The organism is Staphylococcus sp. HMSC072B07, from assembly GCF_001815505.1.
In the GTDB taxonomy this organism is placed as follows: Bacteria; Bacillota; Bacilli; order Staphylococcales; family Staphylococcaceae; genus Staphylococcus; species Staphylococcus simulans.
The window spans coordinates 115,106-135,095 of the sequence record NZ_KV820902.1; the positions used below are offsets into that span (position 1 = coordinate 115,106).

A 19,990-nucleotide genomic window follows, 5' to 3' on the forward strand; every position below is an offset into this window, starting at 1 on the left:
GGTTAATTGATTGGAATTGTTGTGAATATCTTGATGCTGGGTAACTTGTCTAAAGCCTTGTGACGCTTGGATGAAATGGCTTTCTTTAACATAATTATATCGCTAATTTATGCGTGGAACAATGTTTTTTGGTTAGATTGATATTAAGTTGAAATAGTGCGTGAAAGCGTAACGTTTAATACAATTTAAGGTAAAAAGTTGAATTGAATATTTAATGATATAGCAGTGTATGTTTTTATCAACTATAATAAAGATAACAATAAACGTGAGGGGAAAAGCGTTATGAAGTACTGTACAAACTGTGGGAAACCTTTAGCACCAGATGAACACTATTGCACAAATTGCGGTAAAGAAAACAGAGATTATCATGAATTTTCACGTACTGAAATTCTACACGAGCGTACATCAGTTTCACCTTGGAAAGTCATCGGTTGGAGTCTGTTAGGCTTAGTTATCTTAGCTTTAATCATAGGCGGCGCTTATCTTGCTTTTTATTTCTATAGCGGAGGTTCAGGAAACCATCAACAAAGCGCAAATAGTCATGAACAAGCTAAACATCATAACTTGCCAGACACAGATAAAATCTCAGTCAATGTGAATTCAACGGAGTTTAGTCAAAACTTTATGAAATCATCGAATACGCATGGCTATAAAGGCTTTGAAATTGGTCAATCTAAATCAGATGTACAAAGTACATTCGGTAAACCAGAAGGTACAAAAGAAGTTCGTGGAAACAAAGTTGAATTATATGGCGATATGGGTGTCAGCTATGATAATGACAATAAAATTGATCATGTCTTTGTGATTCCATCTCATATGTCTGAAACTGAGTTTACAAGTTTTCATAACGCACCCGATATAGACCATGGAAGTATATGGTATTACGATACGCTGAAAGATAATGGATTCAGTATTAAGGTATATACAAAAGACAATATGATTGAAGCCATTGAAAATATTCCGCAGATTTAATTTAAAGCGACATTTCTTAAAAAGGAATGTCGTTTTTTAATTTGAATTTCGAGAATGAAAGAGAGTTTGATAGTATAAAGATAAATCTATCGTTATGTATTGAGGAGTTGCTGAAATGAAACAGAAAGTATTAAACCTCATGGGGACACGTATTACCCTACAAATTGAACATCCTAAAGCGGAAGTACTATTAAACCATGCTGAAGAGATGTTGAAAGACTATGAAAAACGCTTTAGCGCAAATGATGATAAATCAGATTTAATGCATGTAAATCAAAATGCAGGCATTAAACCTGTACAAGTAGATGAAGATTTATTTGAATTGATTGCACAAGCACATGCGGTCAGTCTGTCTTCTGATTCTAAGTTCAATCTGACGATTGGGCCATTAGTTAAATTATGGAAAATTGGTTTTAAAGATGCTCAATTACCAAATGAATCTGACATTCAAGAGCGTTTACAAAAAATCCAACCAGAAAATGTAGTATTAGATCATGAAGCATATACAGTTTATTTAAAAGTGCCAGGGATGGAAATTGATCTAGGTGCCATTGCGAAAGGTTACTTTGCGGATCGATTAAAAGATTACTTTGTCTCACAAGGTGTACAAACAGGCATTATTGATTTAGGTGGTAATGTCTTAACGATTGGTCATCCTATAAATAAAGATAAGTGGACAGTAGGGATTCAACAACCTGATTCTGAACGTGGAGGATTAGTAGGTGTAGTAGAAATCGCAGGTCAATCTGTGGTGACTTCTGGTATCTATGAACGTTATTTCTATAAAGGTGACAAGCTGTATCACCATATTTTAGATTCAAAAACGGGCTATCCAGTAGAAGGGGGCATTGCTAGTATAACGATTGTTTCTGATCAATCTATTGATGGAGAGATTTGGACAACCGTATGTTTTGCGATGTCGATTAATCAAGCGATTGCGGTGTTGAATGAAATTCCTGGTATTGAAGCGGTGATTATCAGTAAAGATGGTGAAGTCTTCACAACACAACGCATGACGCACCTTACATTAATTTAATATAATCACATGGTGATTCGATGCTTAAATCACCATGTGAATTAATAAAGATACTAAAATAAGTGATTGTAAAAATAGTTTAAATTTATCTTGTTAACTATTTCACAAACTTTCTTTCTATGTTATACTTTCAGTGAATCAAAGGTAAATATAAAAAATGAATCACTTGATACGCGTTAACTTCTCATATGCTAGATATGAGAAAAAATTTTGCGGTATCATGTGAAAATATTCACAAAGGAGAAGAGGGTATGACAAAGTCATTATTTGAAAAGGTTAAATTAGCTTCAGGAGCTGAATTAGATAATAGGATTACAATGGCACCTATGACCATCCAATCAGCTTACTTTGATGGATCAGTAACGGCAGAGATGATTGATTACTATAAACACCGCTCTGGTAAAGTGGGTGCGATTATTGTAGAAAGTTGTTTCGTAATGGACAACGGCCGTGGCTTCCCAGGTGCTATCGGTATAGATACAGATGAAAAGATTCCAGGTTTAAAACGTTTAGCAGATGCGATTCACGAAAATGGATCTAAAGCAATTTTACAGCTATATCACGCAGGGAGAATGGCTGATCCTAAATTAAACGGGGGTGCGACTCCGATTTCAGCGAGTCCGGTTGCGGCGCTTCGTCCAAATGCGGCAGTACCTCGTGAAATGACAGCATTACAAGTTGAAGATATGATTCACCAATTCGGTGAAGCCACAAGAAGAGCAATTGAAGCGGGCTATGATGGTGTTGAAATTCATGGTGCGAACACATACCTCTTACAACAATTCTTCTCACCTCACAGTAACCGTAGAACAGATGAGTGGGGCGGAAGCAGACAAAAACGTACGAATTTCCCAATGGCTGTCTTGAAAGAAGTACAAAAAGCAGCAAAAGATAATGGAGCTGAAAACTTCATTATTGGTTACCGTTTCTCACCAGAAGAATTAGAAGAACCAGGTATCCGTTTTGACGATACAATGTATCTTTTAAATACTTTAGCAGAAGCACATCCAGATTACTTCCATATTTCTGCGAACAGCTATAAACGTACATCTATTGTAGATACAGCGGATAAAGAACCATTAATTTCAAAATATTTAAAACTTCAAAGCGATACGTTAGCTGACATTCCAATTATGGGTGTAGGTAGTATTGGTCAACGTGAAGATGCTGAAGAAGCATTAGAACTTGGATACGATTTAGTCAGCGTAGGTAAAGCTTATTTAGTTGAACCACATTGGGCTGAAAAGATTGAAAAGAATGAAAAAGTTGAAGATTTCGTAGATATTCATGATCAACGTTTATTACACATTCCATCTCCATTATGGAAAGTAATGGACTTCATGATTGTCGATAAAGAAGAAGAGCAACGTAAATATGAACGCTTAAAAGCGTTACAAAATAAAAAGGTTAAATATAACCCAGGTACGTATGAAGTCTTCGCACAAGGACACAATGCGAACTTACCAATGAAAGTTGTGTTCTCTGAAGATGAAATCGTGTCTATTGAAGTAGATGACAGTAATGAATCAGAAGGTATCGCAAACCCGGCGTTTGAACGTTTACCAAATGAAATCATTAATGGTCAAACACTGAACGTAGATGTGATTTCTGGTGCGACAGTGACGTGTGAAGCGGTTATTGAAGGTGTGGCAGAAGCGATTAAACAAGCAGGCGAAAATCCAGACATCTTACGTGCGCGTCCAAAACCAGTTGTAGAATGGTCAGACGAAACTATCGAAGAAACAACAGATGTTGTAGTCATCGGTACAGGTGGTGCTGGTTTAAGTGCAGCAGCTTCAGTCTTAGAACAAGGCAAAGAAGTGATTATGCTTGAGAAATTCGCAGCTATTGGTGGTAACACAATCCGTACAGGTGGCCAAGTAAACGCACCTGAACCTTCATGGCAAAATACATTCCCATCATTACATGGTGAACAAGAAACATTAGAAGCATTAATGAACCATGATGAAAATGATATTGAAGAAGAATACCTTGAAGACTTCCGTACATTGAAACAACAAATCAAAGAATATTTAGAAACACAAAAAGAAGGACAAGATTACTTGTTCGACTCTATTGAATTGCACCGTATCCAAACGTACCTTGGCGGACGTCGTGCGGATAGAAACGGTAAAGTCATCACAGGTCAATATGACTTAGTTAAAACATTAACAGACAATGTCTTAGAATCAGTGAAATGGTTAACTGAAAAAGGCGTACACTTCGATAGAACAATTGTAGATATGCCTGTAGGTGCTTTATGGAGACGTGGACATAAACCAATGAAAGCTCAAGGTTTAGAGTTCATTGAATCACTAAGTGACTATGTTCGTAAGAACCATGGTCAAATCATGACTGAAACAACAGCGGATCGTCTGATTAAAGAAGACGGTAAAATTGTCGGTGTAGAAGCAACGAAACATAATGGTGCGAAAGTTAGAATCCATACACGTTATGGTGTGGTTATCGCCGCAGGCGGATTCGGTGCGAATACACAAATGATTCAACAATATAACACATATTGGGATAACATTCCTGATGATATTAAAACAACAAACTCACCAGCAATCACAGGTGACGGTATTAAATTAGGTGTTCAAGTAGGTGCTGACTTAGTCGGCATGGGCTTCTCACAAATGATGCCGATTTCTGACCCTAAAACAGGTGCATTATTCACAGGCTTAATTGTGACACCATCTAACTTCGTCTTCGTCAACAAAGACGGTGACCGTTTCGTCAACGAATTTGAAAGCCGTGACGTCTTATCTAAAGCAGCATTAGACCAAAAAGATGGCTTGTTCTACATCATTGCTGATGAAAATATTAAAGAACTTGCGATGAACACATCTCAAGAAAAAATTGATAAAGAAATTGAAGAAAAAGTGCTTTATAAAGCAGATACGCTTGAAGATTTAGCAAGACAATTAAATATGGATCCAGACCACTTTGTGAAAACAATTGAACGTTATAACGACTTCGTGGATAAAGGTCATGATGATGACTTCAGTAAGAACGCATTCGATCTTAAGATTGAACGCGCACCGTTCTACGCTACACCACGTAAACCAGCAGTTCACCATACAATGGGCGGTCTGAAAATCGATACAACTGCACAAGTCATTGATATCGATAACAACCCAATCAAAGGTTTATACGCAGCAGGTGAAGTTGCGGGCGGTATCCACGCGGGTAACCGTTTAGGTGGTAACGCACTTGCGGATATCTTCACTTATGGTCGTATCGCAGGTCAAAGCATTATTAAAAATCACTAAATGAGGAGGAACAAGTAATGGCACAAAATAAGAAACAACATCAAGCATTTAAACCGGGTACACAGCTCATCGTTGCGATTATCTTATCCATCCTCACGTATTGGTTATTCGCGCAATCCTTCTTGAACATCGCACCGCATGTTCAAAAAGATTACAACATTGATATGACTGTCGTGAATATTGCAGTAAGTTTAACTTCACTATTCACAGGTATCTTCATTGTTGTAGCAGGTGGCTTAGCGGATAAGCTAGGTCGTGTGAAAATGACACGTGTCGGAATTATCTTGAGTATTGTCGGATCTATTTCCGTCATTATCTCAAGCATTCCTGCACTGTTGATTATCGGCCGTGTCTTACAAGGTTTATCAGCCGCATGTTTAATGCCGGCAACGATTGCGATTATTAATCAGTTCTATCATGACGAAGAACGTCAAAAAGCGTTAAGTTTCTGGTCATTCGGATCATATGGCGGAACAGGTATCGCGTCATTCTTCGCAGGACTTGTCGCAACATTCTTTGGATGGAAGTGGATTTTCGTATTATCAATTATCCTATCATTCGTCGCACTCTACTTATTTAGAGGAGTTCCAGAATCAAAAGAGCCTGGCGCTAAAAATATGAAGTTCGACGTTGTAGGGATTACTATCTTCTTAATTATGATGTTAAGTATCAACGTAGTTACAACACAAGGAACAAGATTAGGTTGGTTGAACCCGATTACTTTAACACTCGATGCGATTTTCGTTATTTCAGTCTTTGTCTTCTACTTCTATGAAAGACAAAAACATCAACCGTTTATCGACTTCAGTGTATTCTCTAATAAAACGTATATCGGTACTGTATCAGCGAACTTCTTGTTAAACACAGTTATCGGATCACTCGCATTATTTAATATCTACGCACAAGCAGGATTAGGTTTCTCTGGATTAAAAGCAGGTTTCGTCACAATCACTTACTTAATCGGAAGCTTATCTATGATTCGTATTGGTGAACGTTACTTACAACGTAAAGGACCAAGATTCCCAATGCTTGCAGGACCGATTTCTATCGCAGTAGGTATACTGCTTATCTCAACAGTATTCTTACCAGACGTAGTTTATATCATCGTTTCAGTCATCGGATTCTTATTCATTGGACTCGGACTTGGTTTCTTCGCGACACCAGTTCTTGATACAGCATTAACAAGTGTTCCAGCTGAAAAAGTAGGGGTTGCCTCAGGTATCATCAAAATGTCATCAACACTCGGTGCCGCATTCGGTATCGCAATCCTGACAACAGTCTACTCATCACTCGCACCAAACCATACACCAGAATTCTCAGCAGGTATTGCCTTTGTTGTAGGTGCAGCCGTAATGCTTAGCGCATTCGTCGCATCCTTTGTGACAATACCGAAAGGAAAAATGGAGAAACAATAAAATAATATGACACAAGAACTGCTAATCTAAACAGATTAGCGGTTCTTTTTTAATGCGAATAACTCAGTATATTCTATACCGCCGTCATACTCACCTCAGACAAGCGTGAGACTGCCTTGTGCACCAATCAATAAGTGTTTGATAACACACACAAAATCATGGCTTAACAAAATCTTAAAAAAGATTGTTTAATGGACATCTCTTGTCCTCATTATTTGCCATAATTAAATGAATTGAACGAAATTTATTTATACTTTAATAATACTGAAACACAGAGAAGAGGAGATTTTAATGACAAACAATGAACAAGATAATTTAAGACAATCTATTGAAGCTTTACAAGATTTTTGGAGTAATCACGAAAACTATGATATTAGAGAGAAAGCAAGAGAATATATTGATTTATATCAGTCTAACGGAAATAGTGATCACTTCTCTTGGGTACATCCAGAAGATGCGCCTTATGTTAATGCAAATATATGTAAAGCGATACGTTGGGGTATTCCTAATCAAATTATAGGAGATATTGAAAAAGCTAAGTTTGTAATTGGTTTAATCAATCCAGGAACACAAATAAGTACATTAGCTGGGAATCAATGTGACAATATTACTGAATATGTTACAGCAGAACAAGCAGAAGAAAACAATACAGGAGTAAATAATGTTCACTTTGAATCAAAAGAATATAGTGAAAATCCTGACTTCTATTTAGAACATGTTATTTCAAATGAAAACATTATGTCACAAGAGTTAAAAAAGTTATACAAAATTTTTAAACAAGACTCTAGTGCGTTCTTTAGTACAAATAATAATGGAGAGATTGTTTACGATAAAAAGATGATAGAGAAAGTTGCATATTATCTTTTTGCTTATTATTCCAAAGCTTTTTCGGAAGAAGGTAAGTATAAAAGTGCTATACAAAACGCTATAGACTATTATTATAACTTGTTTGAAAAAATAGAAAGATCTAAAGTTATCGTCAATGAAAAGAGTTTGAATTATGATGTTGAACAAGCATTTAATCAGGCAGTTGAGAGTATGTTAATTTGTAATGTCGAGGTATTTCCTTATCGTTCAAATGGAAGTGGGGATATAAAAATAAAGGGTGGAGAGAATAAAAAGGATTTAAGTGTTCTTATTAGCAATAGTTATATATCGGATTTGGTGATAGAAAAATTGATGCATGACAAAAGTACAGTAGCAATCTTTAGAAGTTTCTCTACTCTTTGGGAAAGGCCTCTAAAAAATGGTATGGAGAAGAGAAATCTGCTATTAGAAGACTATAAAGATACTTCAATTTTTCGATTGAAAAATGATCAAAATGCAGGTTTTTCTAAAGGTAATATTATAATATATGGTAGTTCATCTAAGGAATCTCAAAATAAGGTTGATACAGTAGTTGATGACCTTTTAGAAGAGTTGAAAATGCAACCATTTGTAGATGAGTTAAATGAGATTATCGAAGAAAATAGCTAGAAGTATTGAGTGAGTTTTAGTATCTCTGAAATTGGCTGAAATAAACAGTTGCCGATTGATGTGACCTATATTACATGTATAAGTCATAATAGAATATATTATTTTAGAAAGTAATGAAAAGCTGCATGCCTTTAATTTCAAGGTCATGCAGCTTTAATAGTTCTATAAAGTTATTTTCCGTAACCAGAGTCGATTTCTTCGCCATCTTCATCATATTTAGTGACGTATTTGTCTGGTTCAATGATGTAAGATCCGGCAAGGTCACCGTCTTTATCTGTGAATGAGAATCCCCAGTCGTCTCCATCTTTTTCTGGTTCTTTATATGTGTAAGTGTCTGTATCAAGAGTGCTGCCTTCGAATGATTCTACAACGTCGATGACGTTTTCACGTGTGACTTTTTCGTCTGAGCTTTCGTCATCATCGTCATCTTTGCTCATTTCTTTTTCTAATGCTTTATCGATTTGTTTATCAATAGCATCGTCATCGAAAGAAAGTTTTACTGTTTCTGGACTTTCTGAATCACCTTCGAATTTCACTACTTGTTTGTCTGAAGTGAAGTTCTTACCTTCAACATCAGCTACTGCGTAGACTTCAACTTTCTCATCTGGCGGATATGGACCATAATCAGTAGAAGAGTCGAAGTCATGTGGTTTGTTGTTGATGTAGAGTGTTGTATCTTCTTCGTTAATACTGTAATTATCTAACTCAACATTGAATTTGATTTGATCAAAGTTTGAGTGAGCAAGACTAGAATGTTGTGATGCATAGATTTGAAGTTGTCCTTTATAGTCTTTGTCGTTAACTTTCTTCGTAGCTTTTAACTCATAAAGACCAAGTGGGAACGAGCCGATATGACCATTACTATCTACTTTGTGTTTCTTGCCTTCGTATTTATAAGTAATTGTGCCACCGTCTGAAATATCATCCATACTAATAGAGTAGTTTGGAATATCAAATTTATAATCATCAAAGAAGAGCCATTTCTTTCCATCTTGGTCGATGTTCATAATTGTTTCGCTATCATATTTAACAGTATCACTGTACTTATGATTACGTTTCATGCTTTCGCCTTTTTCCTTAACTTCATTACCGACGGTTTTATAAAGTTTTCCACCTTCTAAGATATCAAGAAAAGCTTTAGCCTCATCTTTACTTAGCTTTTTACCGTCTGACGTGACATACTTTTTAACTTTATTTGGGTCTTTATCTTTAATCGCGTCTGCGACTTGATCTGCTTGATGTGTGACACTTGCTTGTTGTTTACCAACAAAGAAGAGTATCAGTAAAACAATAATGATTGCGGCAATAATACCGATGATTACCCACATCTTTTTAGATTGTGGTTGGCGTGGTGCTGAGTGATAGTTTTGATTAGAGCGCTTAGGTGTCTGATTCGTGGGTGTTCCGCATTGTGGGCAAACTTTCTGTCCCTCTTTAAGTTTGTGTCCGCAATTACGACAGAACTTCACTAGAAACCACCTCCAAATCTAAATAAGTCTTCAAGCATACTTCCAAAGATATCTACAAATGTATTTCGAAGCATTTCACCGTAGATTGATAGTACGATAAATTGAACTACAATATAGATGATGATACCGAAGAATACTGGAATGCGTAATGTATGGTAGCTAGAGTATTTCGTGATGAGATAAACAGCTGATGCATAGAAGCTGACAATTCCTAGTAATAATAAGAATGATCCTATTGAATAGATTTCGCCTCTTAGTAACAGTAATCCTAAAATGAAGAAAATGAATGAGAAAGTATTAATGAATACAAAGTCAGACAGAATCTTCGCAAAGCTGATGTTATCTTTAACTACTAGGCGTGTCACACCAGCAAGTAATCCATAAGAAATAATTAAGAATAACAGAATACCGAAGAATGATTTTGTGACAATACCTGATTTCGTAACGCCATATCCAATGTAGTTAACTTCGCTTGGAACGAAGATAGCTAAAACAATCAGTGTCAAAATTAAAAATACTGCAGAGAGTATGCCGATAAATTTAAGTGAGAAAGATTTAGTACCTGCAATCACACTGTCGTGTGATTTGAAGAGTTGTGAAAAGAAACTCGTCCCTTCGTGTTTAATTTCATTCGCATGTTGATTAAATTTTTCTTTGTCGAAACTAGGTTGTTGATTAGAGTGTGTTGGTTCATTTTCATTGTGGTTATGTAATGCTTGAGATGATTCTGATTCAGTAGAATTTTGTGAGGAAACAGCTGATACTTTAGTTAAATCGATTCCGCATTCTCCGCAGAAACGATCGTCTTGTTCAACAGGTGCTCCGCATTTTGGACATTTCATGTTAATCCCCCTTAACTTTTAATTAAATATAAAAAATAATACACAACATTTTGTGTGATTAATGTCATAGTAGCACACTCATTTTTCAATATCTATAACACAATTAAAGTTATTGAAATAATTTTCAAAAAAGACAAAAAATGTACTATAAATTCAAATAACAAGATGTATAATTGAAGTACATTATCAAGTTGTGAAAACTGTAAAGGTGATAGTTTGTACTTAAAATAACGGCATCTATGTCATCTGAATATAGAAAGGAGTTTAACTTTGAAGTACTGTACAAATTGTGGAAAAAAATTAGAACCTGATGAACTATTCTGCACAAACTGCGGCGCAAAAGTGCCACAAAAAGACAGGCGTGATGCAGCACAATCAAAACCTACAAACGAAACACACAGCATACAGTCATCTAAAAAGAAATTATCAAAAGGTTGGATTATCGTGATTAGTCTTATTATCCTCGTTTTGGTTGCTGCGTTGATTTTCGCTATCTCTCACTTTATGAGTATCCGTGAAGATAACGACAAAAAAGCCGCACAAAACGATACAACACAAGAACAAGCAACAACATCAAAACAAGAAACAAAAACAGTTAAAGTTGAAGTAAACTCAGATGACTTTAGCGCTAACTTTATGAACGCAGATAACTCTTCAGGTTATAAAGGATTCCATATTGGAGATACTAAGAAAACGATTGAAAAGAAATATGGAGAACCAGAAGAAAGTCTAGATATTAACGGTCATGACGCTAATAAATATGGCAATATTGCCGTAAGTTATGACAATGACAACAAAGTAGATCATGTCTTCGTTGTTCCTTCTAACGTCACAACAAGAGAGTTCACCGACTTCCATAACGTACCAAATGAAAAACGTGGCGATACTTGGTACTACGACAAAAACAAAGACAATGACTATACCATCAAAGTCTATACAAATGGACAATACATTAAAGCTATTGAAAACATTGATCAAATATAAATAAAAGGAGTTTAGAGTGCTATTCAAGCAAGGCTAAACTCCTTTCTATATTAAACAAATAGTTCGATATAGTTTAGAGGATTTAAAATAATGTGAATCTGGGGGTAGAAAAATTGAAAGATAAAGACACTTTATTGAGAAGTTTAAATATTCTTGTGGAATCTTTAGGAAATAAAAAGAAAAATATTCAAGATTTAACTGCTATAAATATACTTTTAATAGGGTTTTTATTGATGCTGTTTTTATTAAGTACTTTTTTAGTGCCTCTCTCTCCTATAATTGACATTTTAGTACTTTTTGTTATAGCGTTTGGAATAAATTTTGGAAATATTATTCAAGGTAAAAATGAGTTGTTTATCCCTGGAAAACCAATCGAAGTAAAATTTGTATCTTTAATAAATGATGTCCAAAACCTACTGTTATATACTTATGGAAAACTGATATTAGTAGTAATTATCATGACAGTTTTAACGACAATACTCATGCTGATTTTAAAACCGATAACTCAAAAAAGATTTTTTATCACGATATTTAATATTAACTTGTTGGCTTTAATAATTGTTATTGTAGCTGTCTATAAAGTTGTATTGGGCCCTCTTTTATTAGGATTAGTTTTGTTGTCTATTATATTGATTTTTCAGCCAGTTGGGACAGGAAAATATTATAAAATTTTAAAAAGACTATATTATCTGTTGATAACAAATTCAGGATTTAAAGTGAGACCAACACCTTTGAAAATAACGCTGCTAATTTTAGTAATCTTAACGATTGTAACAATCTGTCATATATACTTGCCAATGGTGTCAAAAGTAATACCTATAACACTTTCATTATCAATAATAATATTGGTTGGTAGTGAAAGCCTAAAAAAAGAAGTGCATAAATTAACAGTTAAATTATTATTTTACCTGCTAATTATTCCGGTTATTATCTTTAGTAAATCTACTGAATCAATATCAATTGAAAGTATACTTTTGGCAACAATTGCAATATATTTTAGTATTGAACGTATAATTACAATCGCTAAGAAAATAGAAAACGAATTACGAGAGCATAATGTTCATTTTAATATGAACGAGTATGAAGATGAATACGAAAAAGAAAAGCTTATAAAAGAGTTGGTTCCTGTAGCACATCTTGAACATGTAGCGCTAAAAGAAGATGAATTTGTTAGCCAACTTGTAAAATATTTTCATGTAAGAGATGAGGTTGCCGTTAATAAGTTAATAGATATGTACAGAAAAAATAACGTTTATAGTCATTACGATGACTTAATTACATCTTTCTTATTTATTTTAAATTATTCTGATGTTGACAAGAAAGAACAATATAAATTTTTGAAAGGCAATTTAAAATTTGAAAATCAAAATCTAGTTCTTATAGACATTATTGAAAAGTACTTTTTCTTATGGGATGAATTTGAAACAAATAAAAATTATAAAGAGATGTTTGAAGTGTTAGAAAGTTATTATGCCTTACTTTCGGAGGAAGCTTTAGAAAAGTTAAAAGAAGTAAAAAAGAAGCTTCAGAAAAAAAAGAAATCTAAACCCAATTCAGTTGAATAACAATATCATTGAATAATTCGTACACATCATACTATAAAGTCCTCTAAAATAGGAAGTTTTTATAGTATGATTGATGTAAATAAAGGATGAATAAATGTTGGATAGAGTGGAGGGAGACTATGTCATACCAGAGTGAACATGCTTTAGAAGAAGAAGTAATGCAGCAACTTAACAACTTAGGTTATGAACGTGTAAAGATTCATAATACAGAACAGTTAGAAAATAACTTTCGCCAGATTCTGAATGAACGTAATGCTGATCGGTTAATGGGCGAACCGTTATCAGATACAGAGTTTAAACGATTAATGGTAGATATTTCGGATAAATCGGTATTTGATAGTGCGATGAAATTACGAGATAAATATGAATTAGTCAGAGACGACAGTACTATCGCTTATTTGGAGTTCTTCAATAAAGAAAAATGGTGTCAAAATAAGTTTCAAGTGACCAACCAAGTCACTGTTAAAGATAAACATAAAAGCCGTTATGATGTGACGATTCTAATTAACGGTTTACCATTGGTTCAAATTGAATTGAAGCGAAGCGGTGTTGCAATTACTGAAGCCTTTAACCAAGTTGAGCGTTATCAACGCTATAACTATACGGGCTTATTTAAGTACATACAAATATTGGTTATCAGTAATAAATTACAGACACGCTATCTTGCGAATAGTGATAAGCAATTATTGAAGAGTCATATGTTCTATTGGACAGATAAAGAAAATGAGCGTATTACACACTTACGTGATTTCATTGATGATTTCTTAGAACCATGTCAAATTGCTAAAATGATCAGTCGCTATATGGTTATCAATCAAACTGAAGGTATCTTGATGGCCTTGCGGCCATATCAAGTTTATGCCGTGGAAGAAATTTTAAACCAAGCAACTGAAACAAATAATAATGGTTATATTTGGCATACAACCGGAAGTGGTAAAACACTGACATCATTTAAAGTCAGTCAGTTGCTTGCTGAAAAAGATGATATCAAAAAAGTGATTTTCTTAGTTGACCGTCAAGATTTAGACAGTCAAACCATATCAGAATTTAATAAATTCGATAAGGGATCCGTAGATACGACAGAAAATACGAGAACCTTATTAAAACAACTCGGCTCAGACGAAAATAAACTCATTGTAACGACAATGCAGAAAATGGCTAAGGCTGTTAACTCTGGTAATAAAGTAATGGATCGTTATGAGACAGATAAAGTCATCTTTATTATTGATGAATGTCATCGTTCGCAATTCGGGAGTATGCATGGTGATGTAAAGAAACACTTTAAAAATGCACAATACTTTGGTTTTACAGGTACACCACGCTTTGAAGTAAATAAAAGCCAAGATGGCCGCAGTACAGCTGATATCTTTGGTCGTTGCTTACATCATTACTTAATTAAAGATGCTATTAGAGATAATAACGTACTGGGCTTCTCAGTAGACTATGTTAAAGTTGCGCATCTTAAAAAGCATATGAATGATGGAGAAGTTAAAGATATTGATAGACCAGAATATTATGGCTATAAAGAGCGTCATGAAATCATAGTAGATGATATTATCGAAAACTATAAAAAGAAAACATACGATGGTAAATACACATCAATCTTCACAGTAGATAGTATCGAAAGAGCAATGGAATATTTCCGTGTATTTAAAGAGAAAGAAGAAGCGGGAGAACACAACCTGAAAGTATCATCTATTTTCACAAGTTCTGATCCAAATGAGGACACGAAAGAAAAAGAAGACCATGTTTATGTGCGTGACGAATTAGAATATGTCATGAAAGATTATAACCAAAAGTTCGATACTAACTTTGATACCTATAACTATGCAGGTTATTTCTCAGATGTTTCTAAACGTATGAAGAAAGTGATTCCAGGTGAAAAGATAGATATCTTAATTGTGGTTAATATCTTCTTAACTGGTTTTGACAGTAAGTTATTAAATACATTATACGTAGATAGAAACTTATATCACCATGGCTTAATTCAAGCATTCTCAAGAACTAACCGTGTTGAAAAAGAAACAAAGCCATATGGGAATATCGTATGCTATCGTAACTTGAAAGCGAACACTGATAAAGCAATAGAAATATTCTCTAAAACAGATAATACAGATGTAGTGTTAAGCCCGCCTTATCACGTGTTATTACAACGTTTCCAAAAAGCGTTAGCTGCAGTTTATGATATAGCGCCGCTAGCGGAAACGATTCAACAATTAGAACGTGATGAAGACAAAGAAAAATTTGTTAAAGCATTTAGAGACTTAACATTCCTATTAGTCAAAATTAAACCATTCCCAGAATTCGAGTTTACGTTAGATGAAATCGGTATTGATCATCAGGAATATGAGGATTATCTCGGTCAATATAAAGAAATCTATCGACAAGTACAACTACGAAAACAACAAAGAGAAGAAAATGCTGGGGAAAAAGCGTCTATTTTAGAAGATATCGATTTCTCAATTGAATTGATGCGTAATGATGTTATCAATGTGGATTACATTTTAGACTTGCTTGCACGTATTAACTTGAAAGATAAAAAAGCACAACAAGAAGATACAGATGAAATACGCAAGTTACTCGATAAAGCAGATGATGAACACTTAAGATTAAAATCTGACTTAATTCGTGAATTCTTAGATGATATCATCCCAACATTAAGCGTAGACGCAGATATCAGAGAAATGTACTATCGTTTTGAAGAACGTAAAAAAAGAGAAGAAATTAAATCATTCGCAGTTGCTAAAGCGTTCTCCGCTAAACTGTTAGAGCGCTTCATCAATGAATACGAATATAGCGGACAAATCAATAAATCAGAAATAGATAAAGAAACAAAAGGCAGTTTGTTATTACGAAACAAAACAGTGAACCAAATCGCTACATTTATCAAAAACACAGTCAATAAATTTACAAGCATAAGCTAGATATCAAAAGCAGACCTGACAATAAGAGGTCTGCTTTTTCATGTAATAAAAATGTATTAAAAGAGAAAGATAGCAAGTGCCGGATAGATAATAAAAAGGTTAAACAAGTTTAAAAAAGTACTCACATAAAAATAATTATTAATTCTATCATCTCTATTAAAACGAACACTTAACACAAGCGAAGCAGCTAACAAAGCTAAAGTAAATGTGAGAAATAATGTAATAATATTTGGGCCCATTCTGAAACATGATCAGTAAAAACAGAAATGCTAATCAAACCGATTAAAAGAAGATAATTCAGTATATTGATAATCCACACAATAGCTTTCAAATGCACACGACCTTTCATGATGTAATAAAAGCAAGTAGAACTTCACACACTCAAATTAGAAAATATTATTAATATAAATGTAGCATATAAAAAGAAAATCAGTTAAAACTTAGGTGAATTGTAAAAAGCTATGACGATTTTAAAGAATAGACATTTTAGGGTATAATGAGAACAAACGTTTGTATTTCAGCTTTACTATACGAGATAAATGAGCTATATTTAATGTAGTAATGAAAAAATACATAATAGTGAGGTGGATATCATTAATTTTATAGAGGATTATCGAAGCGGTTCATTATTAAACCGATTAAAGACAGTTGGTAAGGCAGAAGGTATCTGTCGCATTGTTTATGATCAAAGTATGATGAATGATGACTTAGGATACTATCTTTCAGAATCACACCAACCTACAACCTTATATTTGAAAGAAGATAATAATGCGACCTATGTCTATAAAAATCAGATTGTAGTTAATATGATGAATGCTGAATGTGTGTTAATCAGTCACAAGCATTCAGGTGCGCTCTTACCTTATAACTATACGCAGATAGAGATAGATAGAAATAAGATTTATCCAGCGTATTTTGTTTATTGGTTTAACGAATCACCGGAATCATTAAAACAACTGAATCTGTTTAGACAAGGCGGAAGTTTAGTTAAGAAAATTACTGCTAAACAACTTCAACAAATGAAAATCACTTTACCACCTTACAAAAGACAAAAATTAATAGGTGACATTGCAGAAAAAAGAAGACGACTTAAATATTTAAAACAAAAACGTGAAAAGCTAATGGATAGTTATTTAAAAGAAACATTACTCAGGGGGAATCATTAATGTCAACGACTGAAAAACAACGTCAACAAACAGCTGAATTACAAAAGAAACTATGGGATATTGCGAATGACTTACGCGGTAATATGGATGCGAGTGAATTCAGAAATTATATCCTTGGTTTAATCTTCTATCGCTTCTTATCTGAAAAAACTGAAGAACAAGTAGATATCTTGCTTAGAGAAGATGATATTACATACGAAGAGGCATGGGAAAACGATGAATATCGTGAAGTGCTTAAAGACGCTTTAACAGACCGTATTGGTTTCTTTGTGAAACCTGAATTCTTATTTAGTAAGTTTGTGAAAGATGCACGTAATAATCAATTTGAATTAGACAAACTAGCTGAAGCAATTCAAGAAGTAGAGAAGTCTACCCAAGGTGAAGATAGTCATGATGATTTTATTAACTTATTTGATGACATGGATTTAAGATCTTCAAGACTAGGAAGAACATTTAAAGAAAAATCAGATTTAATCGCAAAAGTAGTAAAAAATATTGCGGAATTACCATTTATGCATGATGACATTGAAATCGATATGTTAGGTGATGCATATGAATACTTAATAGGACAATTTGCAGCGACTGCAGGTAAGAAAGCAGGAGAGTTCTATACGCCACAACAAGTGTCTAAGATTTTAGCTAAGATAGTCACAACTGGTAAGACTGACTTACGTAGTGTATATGACCCAACATGTGGATCCGGTTCATTATTATTACGTGTTGGACGCGAAGCTAATGTGCGTAATTATTATGGACAAGAGTTCAATAGTACGACGTTCAACTTAGCACGAATGAACATGTTACTCCATGATGTGAACTATACACGTTTCCAAATTGAAAACGGAGATACATTGGAAAATCCAGCTGCGAATGAAGAGAAGTTTGAAGCGGTTGTGGCTAACCCGCCATATAGTGCTAAATGGAGTGCGGATAAAAAGTTCTTAGATGATGAGCGTTTCAGTAGCTATGGTAAATTAGCACCTAAATCTAAGGCGGATTTTGCGTTTATTCAACATATGATTTATCACTTAGATGATAAAGGTACAATGGCTGTTGTCTTACCGCATGGTGTGTTATTCCGTGGTGCAGCTGAAGGTACGATTCGTCGTTACTTAATTGAAGAGAAAAACTATTTAGACGCAGTTATTGGTTTACCAGCGAACTTATTCTTCGGTACAAGTATTCCAACAGCGATCTTAGTTTTCAAAAAATGTCGTCAATCAGATGATGATGTCTTATTCATTGACGCATCTCAATCATTTGAAAAAGGTAAAAACCAAAATCATCTTTCAGATAAAGATGTAGATAAAATTGTAGACACATACAGAAATAGAGAAGAAATAGATAAATTCAGTCACAAAGCTACCCTTGAAGAAATCGAAGAAAACGACTATAACCTAAACATTCCACGTTACGTTGATACATTCGAAGAAGAAGAACCTGTAGACTTAGATCAAGTCCAAAAAGATATCGCAGACATCGATAAAGAAATAGCCCAACTCGAAGAAGAAATCAACGGCTACTTAAAAGAATTGGGAGTGTATAAACATGAGTAAGCAAAACCAACACAAACCAAATGTTCCTGAACTACGCTTTCCTGAGTTTAGTGGAGAGTGGGAGGAAAAGAAAGTAAAGGAAGAATTTAAAGTTGTATCTGGTTCAACACCATTGCGTTCAAAAAGAGAATATTTTGATGACAACGGTATACCGTGGATTAAGACTATGGATTTAAACAATTCTGAGATAAATGCAGTTTCAGAACGAATTTCTAAAATGGCTCTCAACGAGTTGAACTTAAAAGTATTACCTAAAAACACAATTTTAATTGCAATGTATGGGGGTTTTAATCAAATAGGAAGAACGGGTTTATTAACATTTGAGTCAACAATTAATCAAGCTATATCAGCTTTATTGGATATAAAACAAAAACACAACTCATATTTCTTTCAATATTACTTCAATCATAATGTAAATAAATGGAGACGATATGCTGCAAGTAGTAGAAAAGACCCCAATATCACAAAAAAAGATATTGAAAGTTTTAAAATTGTTTTCCCTTCATATAATGAACAAAAAAGAATTGGTGATTTCTTTAGCAAACTAGATCGACAAATTGAACTGGAAGAAAAGAAATTAGCATTGTTAGAAGAACAGAAGAAGGGTTATATGCAAAAGATTTTCTCTCAAGAATTACGATTTAAAGATGAAAATGGGAATGAATATCCTGAGTGGGAAGAGAAAAGATTAGGAGAAATTGCAAAAATAACAAGAGGTTTAACTTATAAACCATCAGATGTTCGATGTAATGGAGTAAGAGTTTTAAGATCCTCCAACATAATTAACAATAAATTTTACATGCACCATGATGATGTTTTTGTTGATGACAAAATAGTGAAAATACCATTTGTAAATAATGGAGACATATTAATAACAGCAGCTAACGGTAGCCCGAGATTAGTTGGAAAACATGCATTAATCAATAAGTTGAGTAATAACAGTGTAGCTGGTGGATTTATGTATACTTTGAAGGCAGAAAACACTAAATTTATACAAACATGGATGTATACAACAGAGTATCAACGAATTATTACTAAAGTTCAAGGTGGAAATGGATCAATAGGTAACTTGTCTAAGAAAGATTTAGAAACAGGATTAATAACAGTCCCAAGCACTGAAGAACAAGTGAAAATAGGTAGTTTTTTTGAAAAAATAGATGGAATTATTTTGAAAAATCTCCAAAAAACACAGCGGATGCAAGATATGAAAAAATCACTTTTACAACAAATCTATTTATAACTGTTAAGAAAAAGCTTAATGGTAAATAATAATAAATTCTATAATGTGATAAAAATATACTTTTGTAAAATAT

General features: G+C 34.0%; 13 protein-coding genes. 11 read left to right on the plus strand and 2 right to left on the minus strand.

What is annotated here, in order from left to right; genetic code table 11:
• Positions 1-282 precede the first annotated feature (282 nt).
• The 5 genes from HMPREF3031_RS04095 to HMPREF3031_RS04115 all read left to right on the plus strand — a co-directional run bounded on the left by HMPREF3031_RS04095 (position 283) and on the right by HMPREF3031_RS04115 (position 8,171).
• Positions 283-972 carry a zinc-ribbon domain-containing protein gene (locus tag HMPREF3031_RS04095; RefSeq protein WP_002480185.1) on the plus strand — a complete coding sequence of 230 codons (690 nt, stop codon included), beginning with the start codon at positions 283-285 and terminating at the stop codon, positions 970-972.
• 115 nt (positions 973-1,087) lie between these two features.
• On the plus strand, positions 1,088-2,008 hold the full coding sequence (locus tag HMPREF3031_RS04100) for an FAD:protein FMN transferase (RefSeq protein ID WP_002480184.1): 921 nt from the start codon (positions 1,088-1,090) through the stop codon (positions 2,006-2,008).
• A 251-nt stretch (positions 2,009-2,259) separates the two neighbouring features.
• On the plus strand, positions 2,260-5,280 hold the full coding sequence (locus tag HMPREF3031_RS04105) for an NADH-dependent flavin oxidoreductase (protein WP_002480183.1): 3,021 nt from the start codon (positions 2,260-2,262) through the stop codon (positions 5,278-5,280).
• Between the two features lie 17 nt (positions 5,281-5,297).
• Positions 5,298-6,695: an MFS transporter gene (locus tag HMPREF3031_RS04110; protein ID WP_002480182.1), complete on the plus strand. Its 1,398-nt coding sequence runs from the start codon at positions 5,298-5,300 to the stop codon at positions 6,693-6,695.
• Positions 6,696-6,986: 291 nt separating this feature from the next.
• Positions 6,987-8,171 carry a hypothetical protein gene (locus tag HMPREF3031_RS04115; RefSeq protein ID WP_002480181.1) on the plus strand — a complete coding sequence of 395 codons (1,185 nt, stop codon included), beginning with the start codon at positions 6,987-6,989 and terminating at the stop codon, positions 8,169-8,171.
• Between the two features lie 170 nt (positions 8,172-8,341).
• On the opposite strand, the gene HMPREF3031_RS04120 is transcribed toward HMPREF3031_RS04115, so the two are convergent.
• Positions 8,342-9,640 (minus strand): TcaA second domain-containing protein, encoded by a 1,299-nt coding sequence (locus tag HMPREF3031_RS04120; protein ID WP_002480180.1) that lies wholly within the window; start codon positions 9,638-9,640, stop codon positions 8,342-8,344.
• Positions 9,640-10,482 carry a zinc ribbon domain-containing protein gene (locus HMPREF3031_RS04125; RefSeq protein WP_002480179.1) on the minus strand — a complete coding sequence of 281 codons (843 nt, stop codon included), beginning with the start codon at positions 10,480-10,482 and terminating at the stop codon, positions 9,640-9,642. The genes HMPREF3031_RS04120 and HMPREF3031_RS04125 overlap by 1 nt, the downstream gene beginning before the upstream one ends.
• A gap of 270 nt (positions 10,483-10,752) precedes the next feature.
• Here HMPREF3031_RS04125 and HMPREF3031_RS04130 point away from each other — a divergent pair, with 270 nt between their 5' ends.
• The 6 genes from HMPREF3031_RS04130 to HMPREF3031_RS04155 all read left to right on the plus strand — a co-directional run bounded on the left by HMPREF3031_RS04130 (position 10,753) and on the right by HMPREF3031_RS04155 (position 19,917).
• Positions 10,753-11,466: a zinc ribbon domain-containing protein gene (locus HMPREF3031_RS04130; protein ID WP_002480178.1), complete on the plus strand. Its 714-nt coding sequence runs from the start codon at positions 10,753-10,755 to the stop codon at positions 11,464-11,466.
• 113 nt (positions 11,467-11,579) lie between these two features.
• On the plus strand, positions 11,580-13,031 hold the full coding sequence (locus HMPREF3031_RS04135; protein ID WP_037556120.1) for a hypothetical protein: 1,452 nt from the start codon (positions 11,580-11,582) through the stop codon (positions 13,029-13,031).
• A gap of 119 nt (positions 13,032-13,150) precedes the next feature.
• Positions 13,151-15,955 (plus strand): type I restriction endonuclease subunit R, encoded by a 2,805-nt coding sequence (locus tag HMPREF3031_RS04140; protein WP_002480176.1) that lies wholly within the window; start codon positions 13,151-13,153, stop codon positions 15,953-15,955.
• A gap of 584 nt (positions 15,956-16,539) precedes the next feature.
• Positions 16,540-17,121, plus strand: coding sequence for a restriction endonuclease subunit S (locus HMPREF3031_RS04145; protein WP_002480175.1), 582 nt, complete (start codon positions 16,540-16,542; stop codon positions 17,119-17,121).
• The gene (locus HMPREF3031_RS04150; RefSeq protein ID WP_002480174.1) at positions 17,121-18,677 is read left to right on the plus strand and encodes a type I restriction-modification system subunit M; all 1,557 of its coding nucleotides are present in this window, start codon (positions 17,121-17,123) and stop codon (positions 18,675-18,677) included. The genes HMPREF3031_RS04145 and HMPREF3031_RS04150 overlap by 1 nt, the downstream gene beginning before the upstream one ends.
• A complete protein-coding gene (locus tag HMPREF3031_RS04155; protein ID WP_002480173.1) occupies positions 18,670-19,917 on the plus strand; it encodes a restriction endonuclease subunit S in 1,248 nt (415 codons plus the stop codon). The genes HMPREF3031_RS04150 and HMPREF3031_RS04155 overlap by 8 nt, the downstream gene beginning before the upstream one ends.
• Positions 19,918-19,990 lie beyond the last annotated feature (73 nt).

What these genes read in the sequence shown, in the direction of transcription:
- HMPREF3031_RS04095 (WP_002480185.1), top strand. Translation starts at nt 283, where the DNA reads ATGAAGTACTGTACAAACTGTGGGAAACCTTTAGCACCAGATGAACAC.
- HMPREF3031_RS04100 (WP_002480184.1), top strand. Translation starts at nt 1,088, where the DNA reads ATGAAACAGAAAGTATTAAACCTCATGGGGACACGTATTACCCTACAA.
- HMPREF3031_RS04105 (WP_002480183.1), top strand. Translation starts at nt 2,260, where the DNA reads ATGACAAAGTCATTATTTGAAAAGGTTAAATTAGCTTCAGGAGCTGAA.
- HMPREF3031_RS04110 (WP_002480182.1), top strand. Translation starts at nt 5,298, where the DNA reads ATGGCACAAAATAAGAAACAACATCAAGCATTTAAACCGGGTACACAG.
- HMPREF3031_RS04115 (WP_002480181.1), top strand. Translation starts at nt 6,987, where the DNA reads ATGACAAACAATGAACAAGATAATTTAAGACAATCTATTGAAGCTTTA.
- HMPREF3031_RS04125 (WP_002480179.1), bottom strand. Translation starts at nt 10,482, where the DNA reads ATGAAATGTCCAAAATGCGGAGCACCTGTTGAACAAGACGATCGTTTC.
- HMPREF3031_RS04140 (WP_002480176.1), top strand. Translation starts at nt 13,151, where the DNA reads ATGTCATACCAGAGTGAACATGCTTTAGAAGAAGAAGTAATGCAGCAA.
- HMPREF3031_RS04150 (WP_002480174.1), top strand. Translation starts at nt 17,121, where the DNA reads ATGTCAACGACTGAAAAACAACGTCAACAAACAGCTGAATTACAAAAG.
- HMPREF3031_RS04155 (WP_002480173.1), top strand. Translation starts at nt 18,670, where the DNA reads ATGAGTAAGCAAAACCAACACAAACCAAATGTTCCTGAACTACGCTTT.